General features: G+C 58.5%; 20 protein-coding genes. 8 read left to right on the top strand and 12 right to left on the bottom strand.

What is annotated here, in order from left to right:
• Window positions 1-2 precede the first annotated feature (2 nt).
• Entirely contained in the window at window positions 3-554 is a 552-nt protein-coding gene (locus O3S81_RS16135; RefSeq protein WP_269344721.1) for a DinB family protein, read from the top strand.
• Window positions 555-625: 71 nt separating this feature from the next.
• Entirely contained in the window at window positions 626-1,045 is a 420-nt protein-coding gene (locus O3S81_RS16130) for a GNAT family N-acetyltransferase (protein ID WP_269344719.1), read from the top strand.
• Window positions 1,046-1,132: 87 nt separating this feature from the next.
• Here the strand turns inward: O3S81_RS16130 and O3S81_RS16125 are convergent, their stop codons facing one another.
• Window positions 1,133-2,020: a LysR family transcriptional regulator gene (locus tag O3S81_RS16125; RefSeq protein WP_269344717.1), complete on the bottom strand. Its 888-nt coding sequence runs from the start codon at window positions 2,018-2,020 to the stop codon at window positions 1,133-1,135.
• Window positions 2,021-2,146: 126 nt separating this feature from the next.
• Between O3S81_RS16125 and O3S81_RS16120 the strand changes: the two genes are divergently transcribed.
• On the top strand, window positions 2,147-2,500 hold the full coding sequence (locus tag O3S81_RS16120) for an antibiotic biosynthesis monooxygenase (protein ID WP_269344716.1): 354 nt from the start codon (window positions 2,147-2,149) through the stop codon (window positions 2,498-2,500).
• A gap of 124 nt (window positions 2,501-2,624) precedes the next feature.
• Here O3S81_RS16120 and O3S81_RS16115 read toward each other — a convergent pair whose 3' ends face one another.
• Window positions 2,625-3,200, bottom strand: coding sequence for a DUF1349 domain-containing protein (locus O3S81_RS16115; protein WP_269344715.1), 576 nt, complete (start codon window positions 3,198-3,200; stop codon window positions 2,625-2,627).
• 274 nt (window positions 3,201-3,474) lie between these two features.
• Window positions 3,475-4,134, bottom strand: coding sequence for a hydrolase (locus tag O3S81_RS16110; RefSeq protein WP_269344714.1), 660 nt, complete (start codon window positions 4,132-4,134; stop codon window positions 3,475-3,477).
• 153 nt (window positions 4,135-4,287) lie between these two features.
• Here O3S81_RS16110 and O3S81_RS16105 point away from each other — a divergent pair, with 153 nt between their 5' ends.
• The 3 genes from O3S81_RS16105 (at window position 4,288) to O3S81_RS16095 (ending at window position 6,557) form a co-directional block, all read left to right on the top strand.
• Window positions 4,288-5,184: a LysR family transcriptional regulator gene (locus O3S81_RS16105; protein ID WP_269344713.1), complete on the top strand. Its 897-nt coding sequence runs from the start codon at window positions 4,288-4,290 to the stop codon at window positions 5,182-5,184.
• 279 nt (window positions 5,185-5,463) lie between these two features.
• On the top strand, window positions 5,464-6,084 hold the full coding sequence (locus O3S81_RS16100; protein ID WP_269344712.1) for a TetR/AcrR family transcriptional regulator: 621 nt from the start codon (window positions 5,464-5,466) through the stop codon (window positions 6,082-6,084).
• A 29-nt stretch (window positions 6,085-6,113) separates the two neighbouring features.
• Window positions 6,114-6,557 (top strand): SRPBCC family protein, encoded by a 444-nt coding sequence (locus tag O3S81_RS16095; protein ID WP_269344711.1) that lies wholly within the window; start codon window positions 6,114-6,116, stop codon window positions 6,555-6,557.
• A 171-nt stretch (window positions 6,558-6,728) separates the two neighbouring features.
• Here the strand turns inward: O3S81_RS16095 and O3S81_RS16090 are convergent, their stop codons facing one another.
• The gene (locus O3S81_RS16090; RefSeq protein WP_269344710.1) at window positions 6,729-7,679 is read right to left on the bottom strand and encodes a phytanoyl-CoA dioxygenase family protein; all 951 of its coding nucleotides are present in this window, start codon (window positions 7,677-7,679) and stop codon (window positions 6,729-6,731) included.
• Between the two features lie 248 nt (window positions 7,680-7,927).
• The gene (locus tag O3S81_RS16085) at window positions 7,928-8,701 is read right to left on the bottom strand and encodes an SDR family oxidoreductase (RefSeq protein WP_269344709.1); all 774 of its coding nucleotides are present in this window, start codon (window positions 8,699-8,701) and stop codon (window positions 7,928-7,930) included.
• 87 nt (window positions 8,702-8,788) lie between these two features.
• On the opposite strand from O3S81_RS16085, the gene O3S81_RS16080 reads away from it, so the two are divergent.
• Window positions 8,789-9,439 (top strand): TetR/AcrR family transcriptional regulator, encoded by a 651-nt coding sequence (locus tag O3S81_RS16080; protein WP_269344708.1) that lies wholly within the window; start codon window positions 8,789-8,791, stop codon window positions 9,437-9,439.
• Window positions 9,440-9,524: 85 nt separating this feature from the next.
• On the opposite strand, the gene O3S81_RS16075 is transcribed toward O3S81_RS16080, so the two are convergent.
• The 6 genes from O3S81_RS16075 to O3S81_RS16050 form a co-directional block, all read right to left on the bottom strand.
• A complete protein-coding gene (locus O3S81_RS16075) occupies window positions 9,525-10,199 on the bottom strand; it encodes a 4-carboxy-4-hydroxy-2-oxoadipate aldolase/oxaloacetate decarboxylase (protein ID WP_080827938.1) in 675 nt (224 codons plus the stop codon).
• A gap of 98 nt (window positions 10,200-10,297) precedes the next feature.
• Window positions 10,298-11,134 (bottom strand): ABC transporter substrate-binding protein, encoded by an 837-nt coding sequence (locus O3S81_RS16070; protein WP_269344707.1) that lies wholly within the window; start codon window positions 11,132-11,134, stop codon window positions 10,298-10,300.
• A gap of 31 nt (window positions 11,135-11,165) precedes the next feature.
• A complete protein-coding gene (locus O3S81_RS16065; protein WP_269344706.1) occupies window positions 11,166-11,930 on the bottom strand; it encodes an amino acid ABC transporter ATP-binding protein in 765 nt (254 codons plus the stop codon).
• Complete coding sequence (locus O3S81_RS16060) at window positions 11,927-12,685, bottom strand: amino acid ABC transporter permease (RefSeq protein ID WP_269344705.1); 759 nt, start codon at window positions 12,683-12,685, stop codon at window positions 11,927-11,929. Before O3S81_RS16060 ends, O3S81_RS16065 begins: the two co-directional genes overlap by 4 nt.
• A complete protein-coding gene (locus O3S81_RS16055) occupies window positions 12,682-13,389 on the bottom strand; it encodes an amino acid ABC transporter permease (protein ID WP_269344704.1) in 708 nt (235 codons plus the stop codon). The genes O3S81_RS16060 and O3S81_RS16055 overlap by 4 nt, the downstream gene beginning before the upstream one ends.
• Window positions 13,386-14,165: an SDR family oxidoreductase gene (locus tag O3S81_RS16050; protein WP_269344703.1), complete on the bottom strand. Its 780-nt coding sequence runs from the start codon at window positions 14,163-14,165 to the stop codon at window positions 13,386-13,388. The genes O3S81_RS16055 and O3S81_RS16050 overlap by 4 nt, the downstream gene beginning before the upstream one ends.
• 240 nt (window positions 14,166-14,405) lie before the next feature.
• Here O3S81_RS16050 and nac point away from each other — a divergent pair, with 240 nt between their 5' ends.
• Window positions 14,406-15,311: a nitrogen assimilation transcriptional regulator NAC gene (gene nac / locus O3S81_RS16045; protein WP_269344702.1), complete on the top strand. Its 906-nt coding sequence runs from the start codon at window positions 14,406-14,408 to the stop codon at window positions 15,309-15,311.
• A gap of 47 nt (window positions 15,312-15,358) precedes the next feature.
• On the opposite strand, the gene O3S81_RS16040 is transcribed toward nac, so the two are convergent.
• Complete coding sequence (locus O3S81_RS16040; RefSeq protein ID WP_269344701.1) at window positions 15,359-16,564, bottom strand: pyridoxal phosphate-dependent aminotransferase; 1,206 nt, start codon at window positions 16,562-16,564, stop codon at window positions 15,359-15,361.
• Window positions 16,565-16,572 lie beyond the last annotated feature (8 nt).

The following is a 16,572-nucleotide window of genomic DNA, read 5'->3' as shown; positions in this document are numbered from 1 at the left end:
GCATGTCTTCCGCCTCGCTCAGCCCAACCCACGCGCACGCCGCATCGGCGGCAGATACCCTGAAAATGCTGGTTCGCTACAAGGCCTGGGCGAATGGGCTGACCTTCGGCAGCGTGATGGAGTTGCCGGATGGCGAGGCTCTTCGGCAGCGGCCGACCCGGTTCGGAAACATGGTGCATACATTGAACCATGTTTATGTGGTGGACGATATTTTCAGGCACCATCTGCAGGGAAAGAAACACGGTTACACCGCGCGCAATACCGAGCATACACCGGCAATCGGCGATTTGTGGGACGCGGTGCAGGACATGGACCGCTGGTATATCGATCTTGTCGACACATGGTCGGACGAAGACCTCGCCAAAGCCGTTCATTTCGAATTTGTTGGCGGAGGCGAAGGCGTCATGACCCGCGAGCAAATCGTGCTGCACGTCGTCAATCATGCCACCTATCACCGTGGTTTTGTCGGCGACATGATGTATCAGGTGCCTTTCACGCCACCGTCAAACGATCTTCCCGTATTCATCAGGGATCATTTTCGCGACACCCTGTGAGTGCTCGGGATAGAGGTCAGTAACACCGGCGATCAATTTTCGCGAGCGCATCGGCTGAATGGAGATACGAAATGCCTGTTTTGGAAATGAAGCTCGATCCAAACGAAGATGACCGCAATGCAATCCTCAACCCCCTGCTCGCCTTTAATGATTCGAAGGCGGGAGAGGATGGCTACAAGCCGCTTGCAATTTTACTGCGCGATGATGACGGCGGAATCCAGGGTGGCCTGTGGGCGAAATGCTATTATGAATGGCTGTTCGTCGAGTTGCTGTTCGTGCCCGAAGCCATGAGGGGCCAGCAACTGGGGGCGAAGCTTCTGGCGCAGGCGGAGCAATGGGCGAAGGACGAAAACTGCGTCGGGATTTGGCTCGACACATTCAGCTTTCAGGCTCCAGGTTTCTATGAAAAGCAAGGATACTCCGTGTTCGGCAAGCTGGAGCGATATCCCCCCGATAAGCATGCGAGAATATTTCTGCGAAAGTTGCTTTGATCGTCGACGCAATATCCGCTTGGGCCTCTTCCCGTTCGCAGCCATCACCGGGAGTCGTGGCTGGTACTCGTTTCACCATTCTTGCGATCATCTGGCGAAAAGATTGGCGGCCATGTAGTCGACAAACGCCCTGACCTTTGGAGAAAGATATCGATTGGTCGGCCAGAGTACGCAGAAAGTTCCCGTATCGGCCACGTAGTCGTCCAGGAGCGAAACCAGTTTCCCCTGGGCGATTTCGGATGCCACGGCGAATGAAGGAAGACAGGTGATCCCGAATGATCGCTCCGCGAGGTAGATCAACGGCTCCAGCGTGCTGGCAACGGTTGCGACCGGCAGATCGATCCTGATCTCGCATCCGTCGCGAACCAGCGGCCACGGTTCAAACTTTCCGGAATTCGCGAAACGGTGATGGAGGCAGCGGTGCCCGGCGAGATCCTCGGGAACCGCCGGCCAGCCATGCGCTTCGAGATAGCCGGGTGCTGCCACGATCCTGTGTTTGAAGGTGCCGAGCTTGCGGCTCATCAGCCGTGTATCCCTGATATCGCCGGTCCGGATGACGGCGTCGAACCCTTCCTCGATGACATCCACCAGGCGATCGGTGAAATCCAGGTCGAGATTGATGTCCGGATAGGTATTCATGAAGGCCGATATTGTCGGCATCAGGAGCATGCCCGCCAGGGGAAGGCTGACGCGCAGCTGCCCGCGCGGAGCGGCCTGCGATCGCGACAGCTGCGCCTGAACGGTCTCATATTCCGACTGGATGCGCCGGCACGTATCGAGGAAGAAACCGCCATCCTCCGTCAGGGTCATGCTGCGCGTCGAGCGATTGAACAATCGCACGCCCAGCTCGTCTTCCAGACGGGCGATGGCCTTGCCGACGGCCGATCCGGAGATGCCGAGACGATGTCCGGCCGCCACGAAGCTTCCCGCTTCCGCGACCTGAATGAATATGCCGAGTGTTCCGAGCTTGTCCATGATCCGCGATTAAGGAATTTTCTTCCTGTATGTTGAGAATAGCAGCCCGTTTATCCGCTATTTTCCTTCCGATATCCAGATGCGGCCGCGGCGAAATTGGCCCCGGCTTCACAAATGGAGATATTCATGGAAACGACACCTCTTGCAGCTTTTACGGGCTCTCCCGCCCCCACGACCTTCGTTGTCAACGTCATTCACGCTCACCCCGGAAAACAGGAAGAAGCCTTCGCCATCATTCAGGATGTCGTGCACTACGTCGCCGAACGGAAAGAAGGGTTCCTCTGGAGCAGCCTTGCGAAAAGCACGGATGGGCAGACGGTCGTCAACGTCGAGGCCATTCAGGGAACCGGCAATGTCGATGAGTTCTTTTCCGATCCGGTATTCGTTGAAAAATTCCGCAAGCTGGACACGGTTTCGAAAAGCGAATTCCACACCTACACGGTTGGCGATCTGGTTCTCCCCAAACCCGGCAAAGCGTGACCGGCATCGCATCCGGCTCTTGAAAAATGCGTCGGGTCGCAAGCTGTTCAGGGGGAAGTTTCCCCCTGTCACGGGCTCGCGCAGGCGGCTACGGCCGCTGACGGGATGGCGTTCCCGACATTCCTCACGTCAGATCATGAAGAGCCTTGCGGAGTGGAGGTCCTACATGAAACTCCGAAAACGTCACCTCCAGGCCCTCACGCTCGGGTGTGCAGCACATGGGACCAACCTGATAGAACTGAGCTTCCGGAAACGGGCAAAGTTTGAGAAGAGGCCACCGGATGCCGTCTCCAGAGGTCTGGAGGCGCAGGACACCATCGGCAACCGTGACGCGGAGATAAAAATCGCGCGGGTCCCCGGAATAGGCGGTTGTAGACCAGTCGGAGCGATCCACGGTCAGGACACTGCCTATGCAGGCAGCGCCATCCGATAGCTCAATGCCTGCCTTGATCCAACGGGACCCGTCGATCCGGACCATGATCCCCGCCTGATCGTATAATTCCTCATAATTGCCCTGAACACGCAGCGAAGCGGTGAAATCGCCCTGCCACTGCATTCCGAAGAAATGCCCGCTATCACGCGTAAAACCGTAATAGGTCTCCCGCCAGAAATCGGAGTTCTTGTCGGTGGTTAGCTGTAGGACCCCGTCGCTGAGCGACCATTGCTGCGGCTCATTGTGCCAAACACACTTCTCGAACATAGGGTCCCCTTACGGATAAAATGTAACTGCAAGCCTGACCGCGTTCGCAACACGGAAGCAATGGAGTTGTACGTAAAGGGAGGCTGGCTGACCAGCGGGCACTGCGCTTGCAATCCAGTAATGGCGGCTGACAGATGCCGGAAATTCATCACGCCCACCATCAAGCCGCCGGGGGCTTCAGGCACGTCCACCTGTCATGAAAAACGGACGCTGTGGTTCAACACACCGTCCGCACTGTCGCGATGGGTCATTCGACCCCATCGTGCCTTTGTCTTTAGTGACCGCTTTGGGTGGCCGGTACCGGCGTGTTGAGCAGCTGCTGTTCCCAGAGATAGGCGATGCCGCTGCCGGCGAAGTGCTGGATGAGGATCTCGGTCAGCTGCTCGACATGCCCGGTGCGGGCCCAATCGCGTTGCCATTCGCCAGCGAGCGCCATTACTGTCATCGGGTTCGCGCCAGCCGCGATCATCCGCTGGATAGCGACTTCGTGAGACTCCTTCGAAATCCCGCCCGATGCGTCGGTAATCACGGTCACGTCCCAGCCTTCGCCGGCGGCCTGGATCACAGGCATCGCCACGCAGACCTCGGTCCACAGGCCGGCGATGATCAGCTGCTTGCGGCCGGTCGCCTTGACGACGTTCACCACATTCTCGTCCTGCCAGGTGTTCACCCAGGTACGATCGATGACCTCCTGGCCGGGAAATACGTCGGTGATCTGCTTGAAGAGAAGACCGCCGCGCGCCGCGATGACACTGGTCAGAATGGTCGGGACATCGAAGGCTTTTGCCAGCTTCGCCAGCGCAGTCGTGCTGTTGACCACCGCTTGCGGATCGTGGCTGTTCAGGTTCGCCAGCTGGTAAGGCTGGTGGTCGATCAGAACAAGGACGGAATCTTCGGGACGGAGAAGGGAATCAAGGCCGTTACGAAAGGTCATGGTTTCATCCTGTGTTGGCGATTTATTGAAAGCGCATTTGCTCAAGAGGCATGCGCCCTTCGAGACGCTGCCGCAGAACGAACTTGTCATTCCTGTTTATGGTGCGGTAGTCCCTGTCTATGCTAAGCTGTGTCGCAGAATGAGGAACACCGAGTGGATATCGAAGATCTCCGGACATTCGTCGAAGTCGCTGATGCAGGTGGCGTCACCTCGGCCGCGCTGCGACTGGGCGTCTCCAAGTCGATGGTCAGCCGCCGGCTCGTGCGGCTTGAAGCGGAGCTTGGGGTGCAGCTTCTGGCGCGATCCACCCGCGGCGCTTCTCTGACAGAGGCGGGCGCAACATTCCGGGACTATGCGGCAAGGATTTCGGCCGAAATCGATGTGGCGAGGGAGACAATCCTGCCGGCCGGTGAACTCCGTGGACGCCTGCGGATTGCCGCGCCGCTTTCCTTTGGCCCGACGCATTTCGCATCAGTGATCGCGCAAATGGCGCTCGGGCATCCTCAACTCCAGATCCAGACCTGTTACAGCGATCGTTTCGTCGACCTCATCGCGGAAGGATATGATTGTGCGATCAGGGTCGGCATTCTTCATGACTCGAACCTGGTAGCAAGACGCGTCGGTCCCCTCTACGGGACCTTCGTTGCAAGCCCGGACTATATCAAGGCCCATGGTTCTCCGGAGACCCCGGAGGAACTTGTCGCCCATCAGGCTCTCATGCAGGGAACGGAAGTCTGGCAGGTGATGGATGGGGACAAGGTGATAACCGTTCGCCCGCAGGGACGTTTCAAGGCCGACAACGGTGCCGCTCTCGCTGTCGCCGCAGCAGCCGGCCTGGGTATCGCCGTGCTCCCTGTCGATCTCATAAGGGATCATCTGGGCTCGGGCGTGCTGGTTCCGGTCATGAAACGTTTTCCACCGCCGCCTGCGGGAATATATGTCGTCAGACCGCCCGGGCAGCATCCTGCGCGAAAAATCCGGGTGTTGACCGAAATGCTGATCGAGTGCTTCGACCATGGCCCGGCTTTGCCGAAGACAGCTAACCCATAATATCGCACGCTCCCCGGCGACACCCATCATTGCGCGGCCTCACGCGCGGCCCCGCTGTTTGATCCCTCGAAATCAGGGCGCCACCACAACGCGCCGGCGGGTCGGATGTCTCCTCATACACATGCGTTTTCGACGCCCCCGCTGCCGACCGCCAAAGCATTCTGATGTCGATACCGGCGAGCTGACGCGCCGTTTCGGTTGGGGATATCTCTTCGGTGAAAAATTTCCATTGATTAAATACCAACTAGTCTGTATTTAATTACGCAAGGGAGATTTAACGTGGCAAGGAAGCAGAACCCATCAACCAGACCGAGCTTGCTGGAGGCGGCCTTCGCCGTCATTCGGACCAAGGGCTATGCCGCGGCGACAATCGATGATGTCTGCGCGAAAGCCGTCCTTTCCAAGGGCGCATTTTTTCACCATTTCTCCAGCAAGGAGGAGATGGCCGTCGCGGCAGCGGATCATTGGTCGCATGTTACCGGCGCGGTGTTTGAAACCGCACCTTACCATGATGCGCCTGACCCGCTGGAGCGCCTGCTGAACTATGTCGCTTTCCGCAAACAATTGATCCAGGGCGAGCTGCCGGATTTTACCTGCTTCGTCGGCACGATGGCGCAGGAGGTCTATGAAACCAGCGATGCGATCCGCAAGGCATGCTGGGACAGCATTTCGGGTCACGCCGGCACGCTGGTTGCCGATATCGAGGCCGCCATGGATCAATATGGCGTCGCAAGGACATTTACCGCAGAAAGCCTTTCCCTGCACATCCAGGCCGTCATCCAGGGCGCTTTCATTCTGGCAAAGGCGAGCGGCGACCCACAGCAGGCCGTCGGAAGCCTCGACCACCTTCACCGCTATATCCGGTTACTCTTCAGCCCGGAGACTGATCGACCACGTTGAATGACAATGCATCAACAGGAGGAGAAACCATGCCTAGCACCATTCGCCTACACCGCGTCTTCGCCGCCAAACCCGAGAAGCTTTATCGCGCCTTCGTCGAACCGGACGCAATTTCAAGCTGGCTCCCGCCATTCGGGTTTACCTGCACCGTTCATGAACTGAACGCAAAAGTCGGCGGAAACCACCGGATGTCCTTTCGGAATTTCACGACCGGCGACAGCCATTCCTTCGGCGGCACCTATCTTGAACTCGTGCCGGGAGAACGTCTTGTCTATACGGACCGGTTCGATGATCCCAACCTGCCCGGCGAGATGAAAGTCACCGTCAGCCTGAAGGCCGTTGCATCCGGCACCGAGGTAAACATCGAGCAGCAGGGCGTGCCGGACATCATTCCCGCCGACGCCTGCTATCTGGGTTGGCAGGAGTCCCTGCGCAAACTTGCAAAGCTCGTGGAGCCGCAAATCAACCAGTAAACAGGTGGCGAGGGTCTAAACCGCGCGTACATGTCCGTGAAGGCTCCGGGTACGCAGACTCGTCTTTCGTACCCGGAGCCTTTCCGCGCTGGCGGGCGCGGCGAGTATCTATTCTCTTCAGTGGCAATGAATACAGGCTGAATGTCATCTGCCTGCCGGTTGGCGAATGACCTAGCGGACGACCGGCTCGCCATGATAGCGCCGCTTTGACGGCCTGGAGACACCAAAGCCCACCTCCATCATCAGTCGTGGCGTGGTTTTGGCAGGTGTCCCCATATGAAAGCCGAAGGGGTCTTCAACGAAGCCGGTTCCCGCCTTGCCGGTCAATTCGACAACGTTCTCGGACCCGTAATATTCCAGCACGTCCTCTGCGGGATGGCCCACGAGAAGTGTGAGCTGATGCTTCAGCCGCCGGCGATTGTGGCTGCCTCGGACATAGATGTGAGGGCCGGCATCGCTATCGACATCCGAGAGGTAGAAGAAGAATTTCAGCATGCGCCAGTCATCGAGATCGAAATGATATTTAAAGGAGGCGCGGCTCAAATCCTCTTCCGATGCTGATTTTGTTGGAAAGCTCCACCAGGTTCGTGTCGTGATCAGCTTGGCTTCACCACCGAGATAGTGTCTGGCAATATCGAGAAGCAGCGGATCTCTTTGAACCGCCAGCGCGGCATCACATTGCATCACCCTCTCGAAATGATGCCCGCTCAGGATCGTCCGCCCGAAACGCTGCTCGGCCTCCGCATGCTCTCCGGCAAGCAATTCGAGCTTCCGTTCGAAATTGCCGAAACAGGGCGTTTCACAGCCGAACCTGAAAAGCTCCTGCTGGATATCCTTTGGCAGCGGCAAACCGGTAAAAATTCCGGTACGCCGCAACTCGTCCGCGACGACTTCGGGCTTGAGGTTCCCGAACATCGAGGGCGCTGTTTCCACGGAACGAGGCACGCGGCGGGCGGTCAGCCAGTGTGCTTTGCGAAAGGGCATCGTGCGGGCGAGCATGAACATTGGCAGCCAGGCCGGATTTTCCCGCAGGTCGGTCAGGTAGGTTGGTATGCGAGCCGCCATGCGCTGAAATTTGCCGCCACGGCGGGCGACGGTTTCCAGATCGGAAGTGGATGACATCCAGGATCCTCGTAGATGTTGACACGAACTGCCACCCTCCCAAGAGACGGGTCAACTTAGTCACCTGCATATGATGTTGCAAAGCAGCAAAAATAGTGGATGACAACAGGTAGCTCTGCCATCCGCACAATCCGGCATTTCCCTGTTTTCACGATCATCAGGCGATGCGGATCAAGCAAAACCTCGCTCGCGGCACCGGGCGAAACCGCCCGACGCCGGTCGTCCAGGGTTATTTGCAGAGCCTCGGCTCAAAGCCGCGCACCGCCTGTCGCGTCGATCATCTGTCCCGTAGTCCAGCGGGCATCCGTCGATGCGAGGAATGTGATGACGTCCGCAATATCGTCGGCATGGCCGAGACGGGAAAATACAGACAGGGCTTCCGCACCCGCGCGGGCTTCCGGCGCCGCCAGCCATCCGGCGTTCATGTCGGTCTCAGTCACCCCCGGCAGTACCGCGTTGACCGTAATGCCGCGCCGTCCGAATTCCGGGGCAAGCGCCAGCGTCAAAGTCTCAAGCGCACCCTTGGATGCCGCATAGGCTGGATGCGTCGGCGCCGCGATGCGGGTGAAACCGGTCGAGACATTGATGATACGGCCGCCATCGCGGATATGGTCAGCCGCAGCCTGAATGAGAAAGAAGGGCGCCTTGAAATTGATCGTCATCAACTCGTCGAACGCCGCTTCGGTCGTCTCTTTCAACGGCGTAGCCGGCGCGATACCCGCATTGTTGACCAGAATATCCAGCGATGGCGAGCCCGTGAAGGCAACCGCAGACTCCCTGAATTGCTCCCAAAGGCTGTCTGTCGCCACCTTCCCCTGGCGAAGATCGGCATTGAGCGCGACCGCTTTCGAGCCGAGGGACTCGATTTCGCGGACCGTTGCCTGTGCCGCCTCCGCATTCGCAGCGTAGTGAACGCCGATAAGGGCTACCCCCTCCTTCGCAAATGCCAGGGCGGCGGCGCGGCCGATACCACGTGAACTTCCCGTTATCAGGGCTACTTTGTTCGATAGTCGTTGAGACATGGATCACTCCGTTGCGATTTAACTAGTGATCGATATAATAAGAGGCACTCATGATCTGTCAATATTTTTATAGCGATCGATACAATAATGTCTGAAACGATGCGAAAACGCGGCAGGCCGCGCCGGCTCAACAGGGATGCGGGGCTTGATATCGCAGCCCGGCTGTTCTGGGAGCGTGGCTACGAGGGAACCTCGATAGCGGATCTCACCCACGCGATGGGGATCACGCCGCCGTCTCTTTATGCGACCTTCGGTTCGAAGGAGGAATTGTTCCGCCTGGCGCTTGATCACAGCATTGCGCAGCAAAGCCAGCGTCGCTCCGAAATATTGCAGGCACCGATACCGGCCCACGAGGCGCTCGCCGCCTATCTATATGACATTGCTGAAGGAGACACGCAGCCCGACAAACCGCGCGGATGCATCGTTTCGACCGCAGTTCTCCAGCATTCTGAAGAAAACGCCTCCGTCGCCCGCACAACGGCCGCGTTGCGCGAGGCGTCGATGCAGATTCTCAAGGCACGGTTCGATCGCGCCGTCAGCGAAGGCGAACTTCCGGAACAAACCGACACGGACACCCTTGCACGTTTTTATGGCGCCATCATTCAGGGCATGTCCGCGCAGGCCTGCGATGGTGCATGTACGGTGAGATTGAAGGCTTTGATCGATGTCGCGCTAACGGCCTGGCCCGGGAGCCGCACTGTTTCAGTGAAGCACGACGCCGCTGACCGCCAAGACTGAAGCCCGCGGGCGGCATGTCGCGTACCGGCGCCCAGTCGGCCGCCGGCGGGGCTCAGGCCCATGCGGCCGAGCCCGCCCTTCACGTTCAGATGTCGACAACCAGCCCCTTGGCCTTCAGCACCGGTTCCAGATTACTGACCTCGATTACCGATTTGCCCTGTTTATAGGCCTCTATGAAACCAGCCTCGGCATCTTCGCGGGCCTGCGACAGCCGTGCGGCTTCCTGCGCTTCCGCGCGACGGACCACGACCAGACCATCGGCATCACCAACGACAATATCGCCCGGATTGATGATTTCGCCGCCAACGATAATGCTGTCATTGACTGCCGCAATGGTTTCCTTGACGGTTCCCTTGATGCAGACGCTGAGGGAAAACACCGGGAAACCGAGGTCTCGCAATTGCAGCGTATCGCGCACGCCCGTGTCCGTCACCAAACCGCCAATACCTTTTGCAAGGCAGGCATTGGCGAGGACGTCACCGAACGAACCCGCTTCCTCATATTCGCCGGCCGAAACGACAATGATATCGCCGGGCTTGGCGTAGTTGATCGCAAGCTGCAGCATGATGTTGTCACGCGGCGCGCATCTGACGGTGAAAGCGGGGCCACACAGCTTCATCCGGTAATCGACTGGCTTGAGACGGGAGGACAAAGCGCCCCTTCGACCCTGCGCCTCATGGATGGTGGCGGGCGAAAACTTCGAAAGCGCTTCGATGTCCGCCTTGCTTGGCCGTTCTGCTATATCTTTGATGTGGATCATAAAACCTCCCACGGTAAGGCTGGCGGCGGGAACGTCCCGCCGCTTGCATTTGAGTTCAGGTGAATATTGAAATCGCTGCTGTGGGCCGAGCCGGCAGATCAGGGGATCGGGTCGAACTTCAGCTCGGAAAGCGGGACGACCTTGTCGGTGCGGGTCATCTTGTATTCCGTATCGGGGCCGAGCCACTTGTTCCAGATCGTGTTGATCTCGCCATCGGCATCGAGCTTCCGGAGAATCTCATTGATCTTGGCGGTCAGGGCCGGATTGTCCTTCGCCATGCCGATGCCGATCGGCTGATAGAGCATCGGTTCTTCGATCATCCGCATCGGCTTGCCCTTGGTCTTGGATTCATTGACGAATTTCGTGGTCGTCATGGTGTTGGCCACCATGCCGCGCGCCTTGCCCTGCTGAACGGCGAGATAGGCAGACGCCGTATCCTGGAAGGTCAAAGGCTCCGACTTGTTGAGCTTGATCGACATTTCCGAGGTCGAACCCTTGGTCGAAGCGACACGCTGGCCTTCATAATCGGCCTTTTTCTTGCCGGCATCGTCAACCGGAACGATCAGCATTTCCTTGGCGAGATAATAGGGATCGCTGAACTGGATCTGCTCGGCGCGGCTTTGTGTATAGGCAAGATTGGCAACGGTGATATCGACGCGGCCAAGCTTCACTTCGGGAACGCGGGCCTCGACCGATACGGGCTTGATCTCCGCCTTGACCCCAAGTTCCTTCGCGATGGCCTTGCAGAGATCGACATCAAAACCGGCCATCTCGCGGGTTTTCGGATCCGGTGCGGCGAAGGGAACGACATCCGCGAAGGTCGCGCAGCGCAGCGTCTTGTTCGCCGTGATGGTATCGAGTTGATCCGCTGCGGCGGGCGAAGCGGCAGCCGTTCCCAAAACTGCGGCGGTAAGTGTAAGGCATTTCCAGTTCATTGCTGTTCTCCTTTTATATTATTGGCTGTTATCAGTGACGCAGATCGGCGAGGAACCGCTGCGCGCGCGGATGGCGGGGTGTCTTGAAGAATTCTTCCGGTGTCGCTCTTTCGAGTATTTCGCCGGCGTCGATGAACCAGATGCGGTCCGCAACTTCACGCGCGAAGCCCATTTCGTGGGTGACGCAGAGCATGGTCATGCCTTCCGCCGCCAGGCCCTTCATCACGGCCAGCACTTCGCCGACCATTTCCGGATCGAGCGCACTTGTGGGTTCATCGAACAGCATGACGGGCGGCTCCATGGCAAGCGCACGGGCAATCGCCACACGCTGCTGTTGCCCGCCGGACAATTGACCGGGATAAGCGCCAGCCTTGTCGGCGAGACCGACACGCTCAAGCAGAGCGAGTGCCTTTTGCCGTGCGATATCCGGCGAGACGCCCTTTACGCGGATTGGCGAAATCGTGACGTTTTCGACAACGGAAAGATGCGGAAACAGATTGAAGTTCTGGAACACGAAACCGATGCGGCTGCGCAGAAGGTTCAGTTCCTTGGTGCGCGTGGCGGCGTGAATGTCCTGCCCATCAAGCGTGATCGAACCGCTGTTGATTTCCTCCAGGCGATTGACGGTACGGATCAGGGTCGACTTGCCGGAGCCGGAAGGGCCGCAGATGACGACCACCTCACCGCGCGCCACTTCGGCGTCGATATTCTTGAGGACCTGATAGTCGCCATAACTCTTGCAGACATTCGAGATGCGGATCGTCTGCTGGGGCGTCGATGATGCGGTCGTGGTCATGGCTGCTCCGTTAAGATTTTGGCCTGCGTCAAGGACGGCTGATGCGGGCGGCCCGCCACGCCGGCACGGCGGCGAGCGATGCGGCGTTCGACGGCATTTGCGAGATAAGTCAGGCTCCAGCAGAGGGCGTAATAGACCACCGCAAGAATGAGAAATACCTGGAAGGGCTGCGTCAGAAGCTGGTTGTTCACCTGGCTCGCTGCGAAGGTGAGATCAGGCACGTTGATGACATAACCGAGCGTCGTGTCCTTGATCGTCGCCACGAAGGTCGAGATCATGCTCGGGATCATGTTGTAGAGCGCCTGCGGCAGGATGATGAAGCGCATCGCACTGCCGTAGCTGTGGCCAAGCGCTTTCGCCGCATCCATCTGCCCGACGCCAAGGGCAACGATACCTGCCCTTACCACTTCACTCAGGAATGCGCCCTGATAGACGACAAGCGTTGCCAGCATGATGGCGAAACTGGGCACGTCGGCACCGGTCCAGAGCGGGATGAGGAAATAGGTCCACAGGATGAGCATCAGCAACGGCACGCCGCGCGTGACATAGACCAGTGCCGTCACCGGCCAGCGCAGGACGCGCCATGTCGACAAACGCGCCAGCGCCATGAGGATGCTCACCGGAAAAGCGAGCGCGATGGCGAGTGCGGAGAGAATGAGCGTATTCACGAGCCCGCCGAGAGGGCCGTTCGGATATTGGCCGATCAGCAGCAGCAGCCAGTAATCGTGAATGATGGTAACGATATCCCCGATCATGCGCGCGCCCTCCAGGCCGGATCAAGGCGCATGGACAGATAGGCACCGCCCCCCATGATCAACAGCGAGAAGAAGAGATAGAGAACCGTGCCGACGAGATAGATTTCGAAGGTCTGGAAACTCAGATTTTCGATTTCCTTGACCGCATGGGTCAATTCAGACGCGCCGATGACAAGCGCCAGACTGCTGTTCTTGAACAGGGAGACACTGTGATTGATGAGCGGAGGCAGCGCATTGCGCACACCCTGCGGCATGATGATGAAACGCATAGCCGAGAGATAGCTGTGCCCCAGCGCCTTTGCCGCTTCCATCTGCCCCGGACTGACCGAGCGCAGACCGGAACGCAGATCCTCGCTGAAATAAGCCGCCTGACACAGGCCGAGACCCACCACGGCGAAGATCGCTTCAGCATTATGGTCCGTCAGCCAGCCTGTCAGGCCGGAAGGCAACAGCGTGAAAATACCGAAGTACCACAACATCAACTGCACCAGTGTCGGCACGTTGCGGTGATAGGAAACATAGGCTGCGACAAGCCGATCCCCGAAGCGGGAAGGCGAAAATCGGATACAGAGCAGGATGAGCGCAAGCGACATGGCAAGCGACCACGAACCTATGAAGATGATCAAGGTCATCTCGATGCCGTGCACCAGCATCGCGATATATTCCTGATTGCTCAGGATAGCCGAAAGGTCAAAGCCGCTCACGGCTTCTGCTCCTTCTTTGCGCCGTCCTCGGCTGCCGCCTGGGGCTTGGCTGTTTGAAGGCCGCCCATGACCTGCAATGTCGGGGTAATTTCCATATGGCCGATATTGACCGCGACCGGCGCAGCAATGGCAAAACCGATCGCATCGGCAATGTCTTCCGCCTTCGGCAATTCGAAACCGTCGATGAAGCGCTCTCGTACGCTTGGATCATTGCCGTGGACGTGGTTGAAGATATCCGTCGCCACGCGGCCGGGGCAGATTTCCGTCACGCGCACGCGCTTGCCGAATGCGTCGATCCGCAGCTGGTTCGAGAGCATGGCAACGCCAGCCTTCACGGCGTGATAGGTGGAATTGCCGCCGAAATTATAATTCCCGGCGATGGATGAGATATTGATGACGTGGCCACGATCGCGCTCAACCATGCCCGGAACGATCAGCCGGCAGATATGAAGGACGGCGCGTAGATTGACGTCGACCAGAAGATCGATGTCGGCTTCATCCGCCTCGAGAAACTTCTTCGGGCGATCGACGCCGGCATTGTTGACCAGAATATCAAACTGCACCCGGCTTGCGAGATCGGCAATCGCAGCACGGTCCGTCACGTCGATGACATGCGCGATACAGCCGGTCCGCTCGGCGAGTTCCTTCAATGCATCGGCACTGCGGGCGATGGCATGGACTTCAATGTTTTCGCGGCGCAGCCGCTCGACGACTGCGGCACCGATACCGGATGATGCGCCAGTGACCAAAGCGGTCTTGTAATCGGAAAATGGCATTCTGATCCCCTTTTCGTTGCCATAGAGATTAGCGAAGCTTTATTTGCTTGCCTAAGACCGATTACTTTTGGAGTAATAAGCAACTTTTATGGAGCCCGAAGCGCCATGGTTTCCGGGCAAAAAGCCTAAGGAAATCCGCTTCGCAGAGGTTTGCGGACAATTCCGGTTCCCGGTTCGCATTGCAAAACGGGGGCGACCTTGTAGATTTGCCGCAGCACAACCGAAATCGTCATCATCGCAATGGATATCAGGCGTCTCAAATCCTTCATCGTCATCGTGGATAGCGGCAGCATCACGCGCGCGGCCGATATTCTGCACCTTGCCCAGCCGGCGCTGAGCCAGCAGCTGGCCGCGCTCGAAGAGCATTTCGGCCAGAAACTGCTGATTCGCAGCCAACAGGGCGTGACGATGACGGATGCGGGACATGCGGTTTACCGCCATGCGCAAATCATCCTGCGGCAGATGGAACAGGCGCAGGTCGATGCGGCGGCGGCCGGCAATTCGCTTGCGGGACGTGTTTCGGTCGGGCTGGTGCCTTTCAGCAGTGCCGCCACGCTCTCCGTCGAGCTTCTGGCGGAGACGCGAAAACGGCATCCGGGCATTTTGATCCACCTGACGGAAAGTGTCGGACAGACCTACAGCCAGATGATCATGAACGGCCGTCTGGAAATGGCCTTGATTCACGGCGTCGGCCCGATCAAGGGCGTGCGCTTCGAGCCTGTCCTCAGTGAAGAGTTCTATCTTGTCGCCCACCGCGATTTCGCAATCGAAGCGGATATGAAACCTGTGCCCATCGGTGCACTGGACGGGCTGCCGATGCTGCTGCCGCCGAGCTACAATTTCGTGCGCCGCGCGGTGGACACCGCATTTACGCGCAGCCGGATCAATCTCAAGGTCGTTGCGGAAGTCGAGATCGTCAGGACGCTGGCCCGTGCCGTCGCAAGCGGCCTTGGTGCCACTATCATGCCAAAGGCGATAGCCGACCGTATCGTCTCGGAAACAAGCGAACCGCTCGTCTGCCGGCTTCTGTCTCCGCGCATAGAAGAGACATTGTCCCTCTGCACATCCGATCAGAACTCCCTGTCCGAGCCGGCTTTTGCCGTGAAGGACATTCTTGTGGAACTGACCGAGAAGCTGAAACTGTAAACATCTCCCGGTCTCGTCACACCGGACCGGGAGATATGTTGCATCAATCAGCGCATGTCCTGACAAAACTGGGCGATACGCGCGCATCCTTCGCGCAGCATCTCCGTGCTGGTGGCATAGGAAAGGCGGAAATAGGGGCTCATGCCATAGGCGGCACCCTGCACGGTGGCGACGTGATGCTCATCCACCAGCGCCATGACAAAATCGACATCGCTTTCTATCTTGCGTCCGCCCTTGGTGGTTTTGCCAATGAGGCCGGAAATATTCGGATAGATGTAGAAGGCGCCCTCCGGCTTGTGGCAACGCAGGCCGTCGATCTCACCCAACTGGCCAAGAACGAAGTCGCGCCGTTCGCGATAGATGGCGGCTCTTTCCGCCAGCAGATCCTGGGGGCCATCCAGTGCGGCAATGGCTGCGGCCTGTGTGACGGTGGTGATGCCGCCGCCATTCTGGCCGTTGACATTGCTGATGGCGGCAATGAGTTCCTTCGAGCCACTGGCGCAATAACCAAGGCGCCAGCCCGTCATGGCATAGGCTTTGGACACACCGTTCATGGTCAGCACGCGGTCGTAAAGCCGCGGCTCCACATCGGCGATCGTGCCGAATTCGAAGCCGTCATAAACGAGATGCTCGTAAATATCGTCGGTCAATATCCACACATGGGGATGACGCAGCATGACCTCGGCAATCGCCGCCATCTCTTTCCGCGAGCAGGCTGCACCGGTCGGATTGCTGGGGAAATTCAGGAAAAGCCATTTGGTACGCGGCGTGATCGCCGCCTCGAGATCTTCCGCACGCAACTTGAAACCGGCCTGCTCGAAGCAGGGCACAGGCACCGGAACGCCACCGGCAAATTTGACGATATCGGCATAGCTGACCCATGAGGGCGCGGGGATGACCACCTCGTCACCCGGATTGCAGGTGGCCAGCATGGCATTAAAGATCACCTGCTTGCCGCCGGCGGAGACGACGATCTGGCTGGCATCATAGGTCAGGTTGTTGTCGCGCTTGAATTTCCGGCTGATAGCAGCCTTCATCGCCACCGTCCCATCCATCGGCGGATATTTCGTTTCACCGTTCAGCGCCGCGGCATGCGCGGCTTCGATGGCATGGGCGGGGGTTGGAAAATCCGGCTCGCCGGAGGAAAGGCTCACGACCTTGATCCCCTTCGCGGCCAGTTCCCTGGCACGCTGGGTCATGGCGGCGGAAGCGGAGATGGAAACATTTTTCAGGCGATCGGCGGTGGAAGGCATCTGGGTAA

It is taken from the genome of Agrobacterium sp. SOY23 (assembly GCF_027212525.1).
GTDB classification, from domain to species: Bacteria; Pseudomonadota; Alphaproteobacteria; order Rhizobiales; family Rhizobiaceae; genus Agrobacterium; species Agrobacterium tumefaciens_I.
The sequence above is the reverse complement of the archived record's forward strand: the minus strand, read 5'-3'. Positions and strand labels throughout refer to the sequence as shown.

What these genes read in the sequence shown, in the direction of transcription:
- O3S81_RS16135 (WP_269344721.1), top strand. Translation starts at nt 3, where the DNA reads ATGTCTTCCGCCTCGCTCAGCCCAACCCACGCGCACGCCGCATCGGCG.
- O3S81_RS16130 (WP_269344719.1), top strand. Translation starts at nt 626, where the DNA reads ATGCCTGTTTTGGAAATGAAGCTCGATCCAAACGAAGATGACCGCAAT.
- O3S81_RS16125 (WP_269344717.1), bottom strand. Translation starts at nt 2,020, where the DNA reads ATGGACAAGCTCGGAACACTCGGCATATTCATTCAGGTCGCGGAAGCG.
- O3S81_RS16120 (WP_269344716.1), top strand. Translation starts at nt 2,147, where the DNA reads ATGGAAACGACACCTCTTGCAGCTTTTACGGGCTCTCCCGCCCCCACG.
- O3S81_RS16115 (WP_269344715.1), bottom strand. Translation starts at nt 3,200, where the DNA reads ATGTTCGAGAAGTGTGTTTGGCACAATGAGCCGCAGCAATGGTCGCTC.
- O3S81_RS16110 (WP_269344714.1), bottom strand. Translation starts at nt 4,134, where the DNA reads ATGACCTTTCGTAACGGCCTTGATTCCCTTCTCCGTCCCGAAGATTCC.
- O3S81_RS16095 (WP_269344711.1), top strand. Translation starts at nt 6,114, where the DNA reads ATGCCTAGCACCATTCGCCTACACCGCGTCTTCGCCGCCAAACCCGAG.
- O3S81_RS16090 (WP_269344710.1), bottom strand. Translation starts at nt 7,679, where the DNA reads ATGTCATCCACTTCCGATCTGGAAACCGTCGCCCGCCGTGGCGGCAAA.
- O3S81_RS16085 (WP_269344709.1), bottom strand. Translation starts at nt 8,701, where the DNA reads ATGTCTCAACGACTATCGAACAAAGTAGCCCTGATAACGGGAAGTTCA.
- O3S81_RS16080 (WP_269344708.1), top strand. Translation starts at nt 8,789, where the DNA reads ATGTCTGAAACGATGCGAAAACGCGGCAGGCCGCGCCGGCTCAACAGG.
- O3S81_RS16075 (WP_080827938.1), bottom strand. Translation starts at nt 10,199, where the DNA reads ATGATCCACATCAAAGATATAGCAGAACGGCCAAGCAAGGCGGACATC.
- O3S81_RS16070 (WP_269344707.1), bottom strand. Translation starts at nt 11,134, where the DNA reads ATGAACTGGAAATGCCTTACACTTACCGCCGCAGTTTTGGGAACGGCT.
- O3S81_RS16065 (WP_269344706.1), bottom strand. Translation starts at nt 11,930, where the DNA reads ATGACCACGACCGCATCATCGACGCCCCAGCAGACGATCCGCATCTCG.
- O3S81_RS16060 (WP_269344705.1), bottom strand. Translation starts at nt 12,685, where the DNA reads ATGATCGGGGATATCGTTACCATCATTCACGATTACTGGCTGCTGCTG.
- O3S81_RS16050 (WP_269344703.1), bottom strand. Translation starts at nt 14,165, where the DNA reads ATGCCATTTTCCGATTACAAGACCGCTTTGGTCACTGGCGCATCATCC.
- nac (WP_269344702.1), top strand. Translation starts at nt 14,406, where the DNA reads ATGGATATCAGGCGTCTCAAATCCTTCATCGTCATCGTGGATAGCGGC.
- O3S81_RS16040 (WP_269344701.1), bottom strand. Translation starts at nt 16,564, where the DNA reads ATGCCTTCCACCGCCGATCGCCTGAAAAATGTTTCCATCTCCGCTTCC.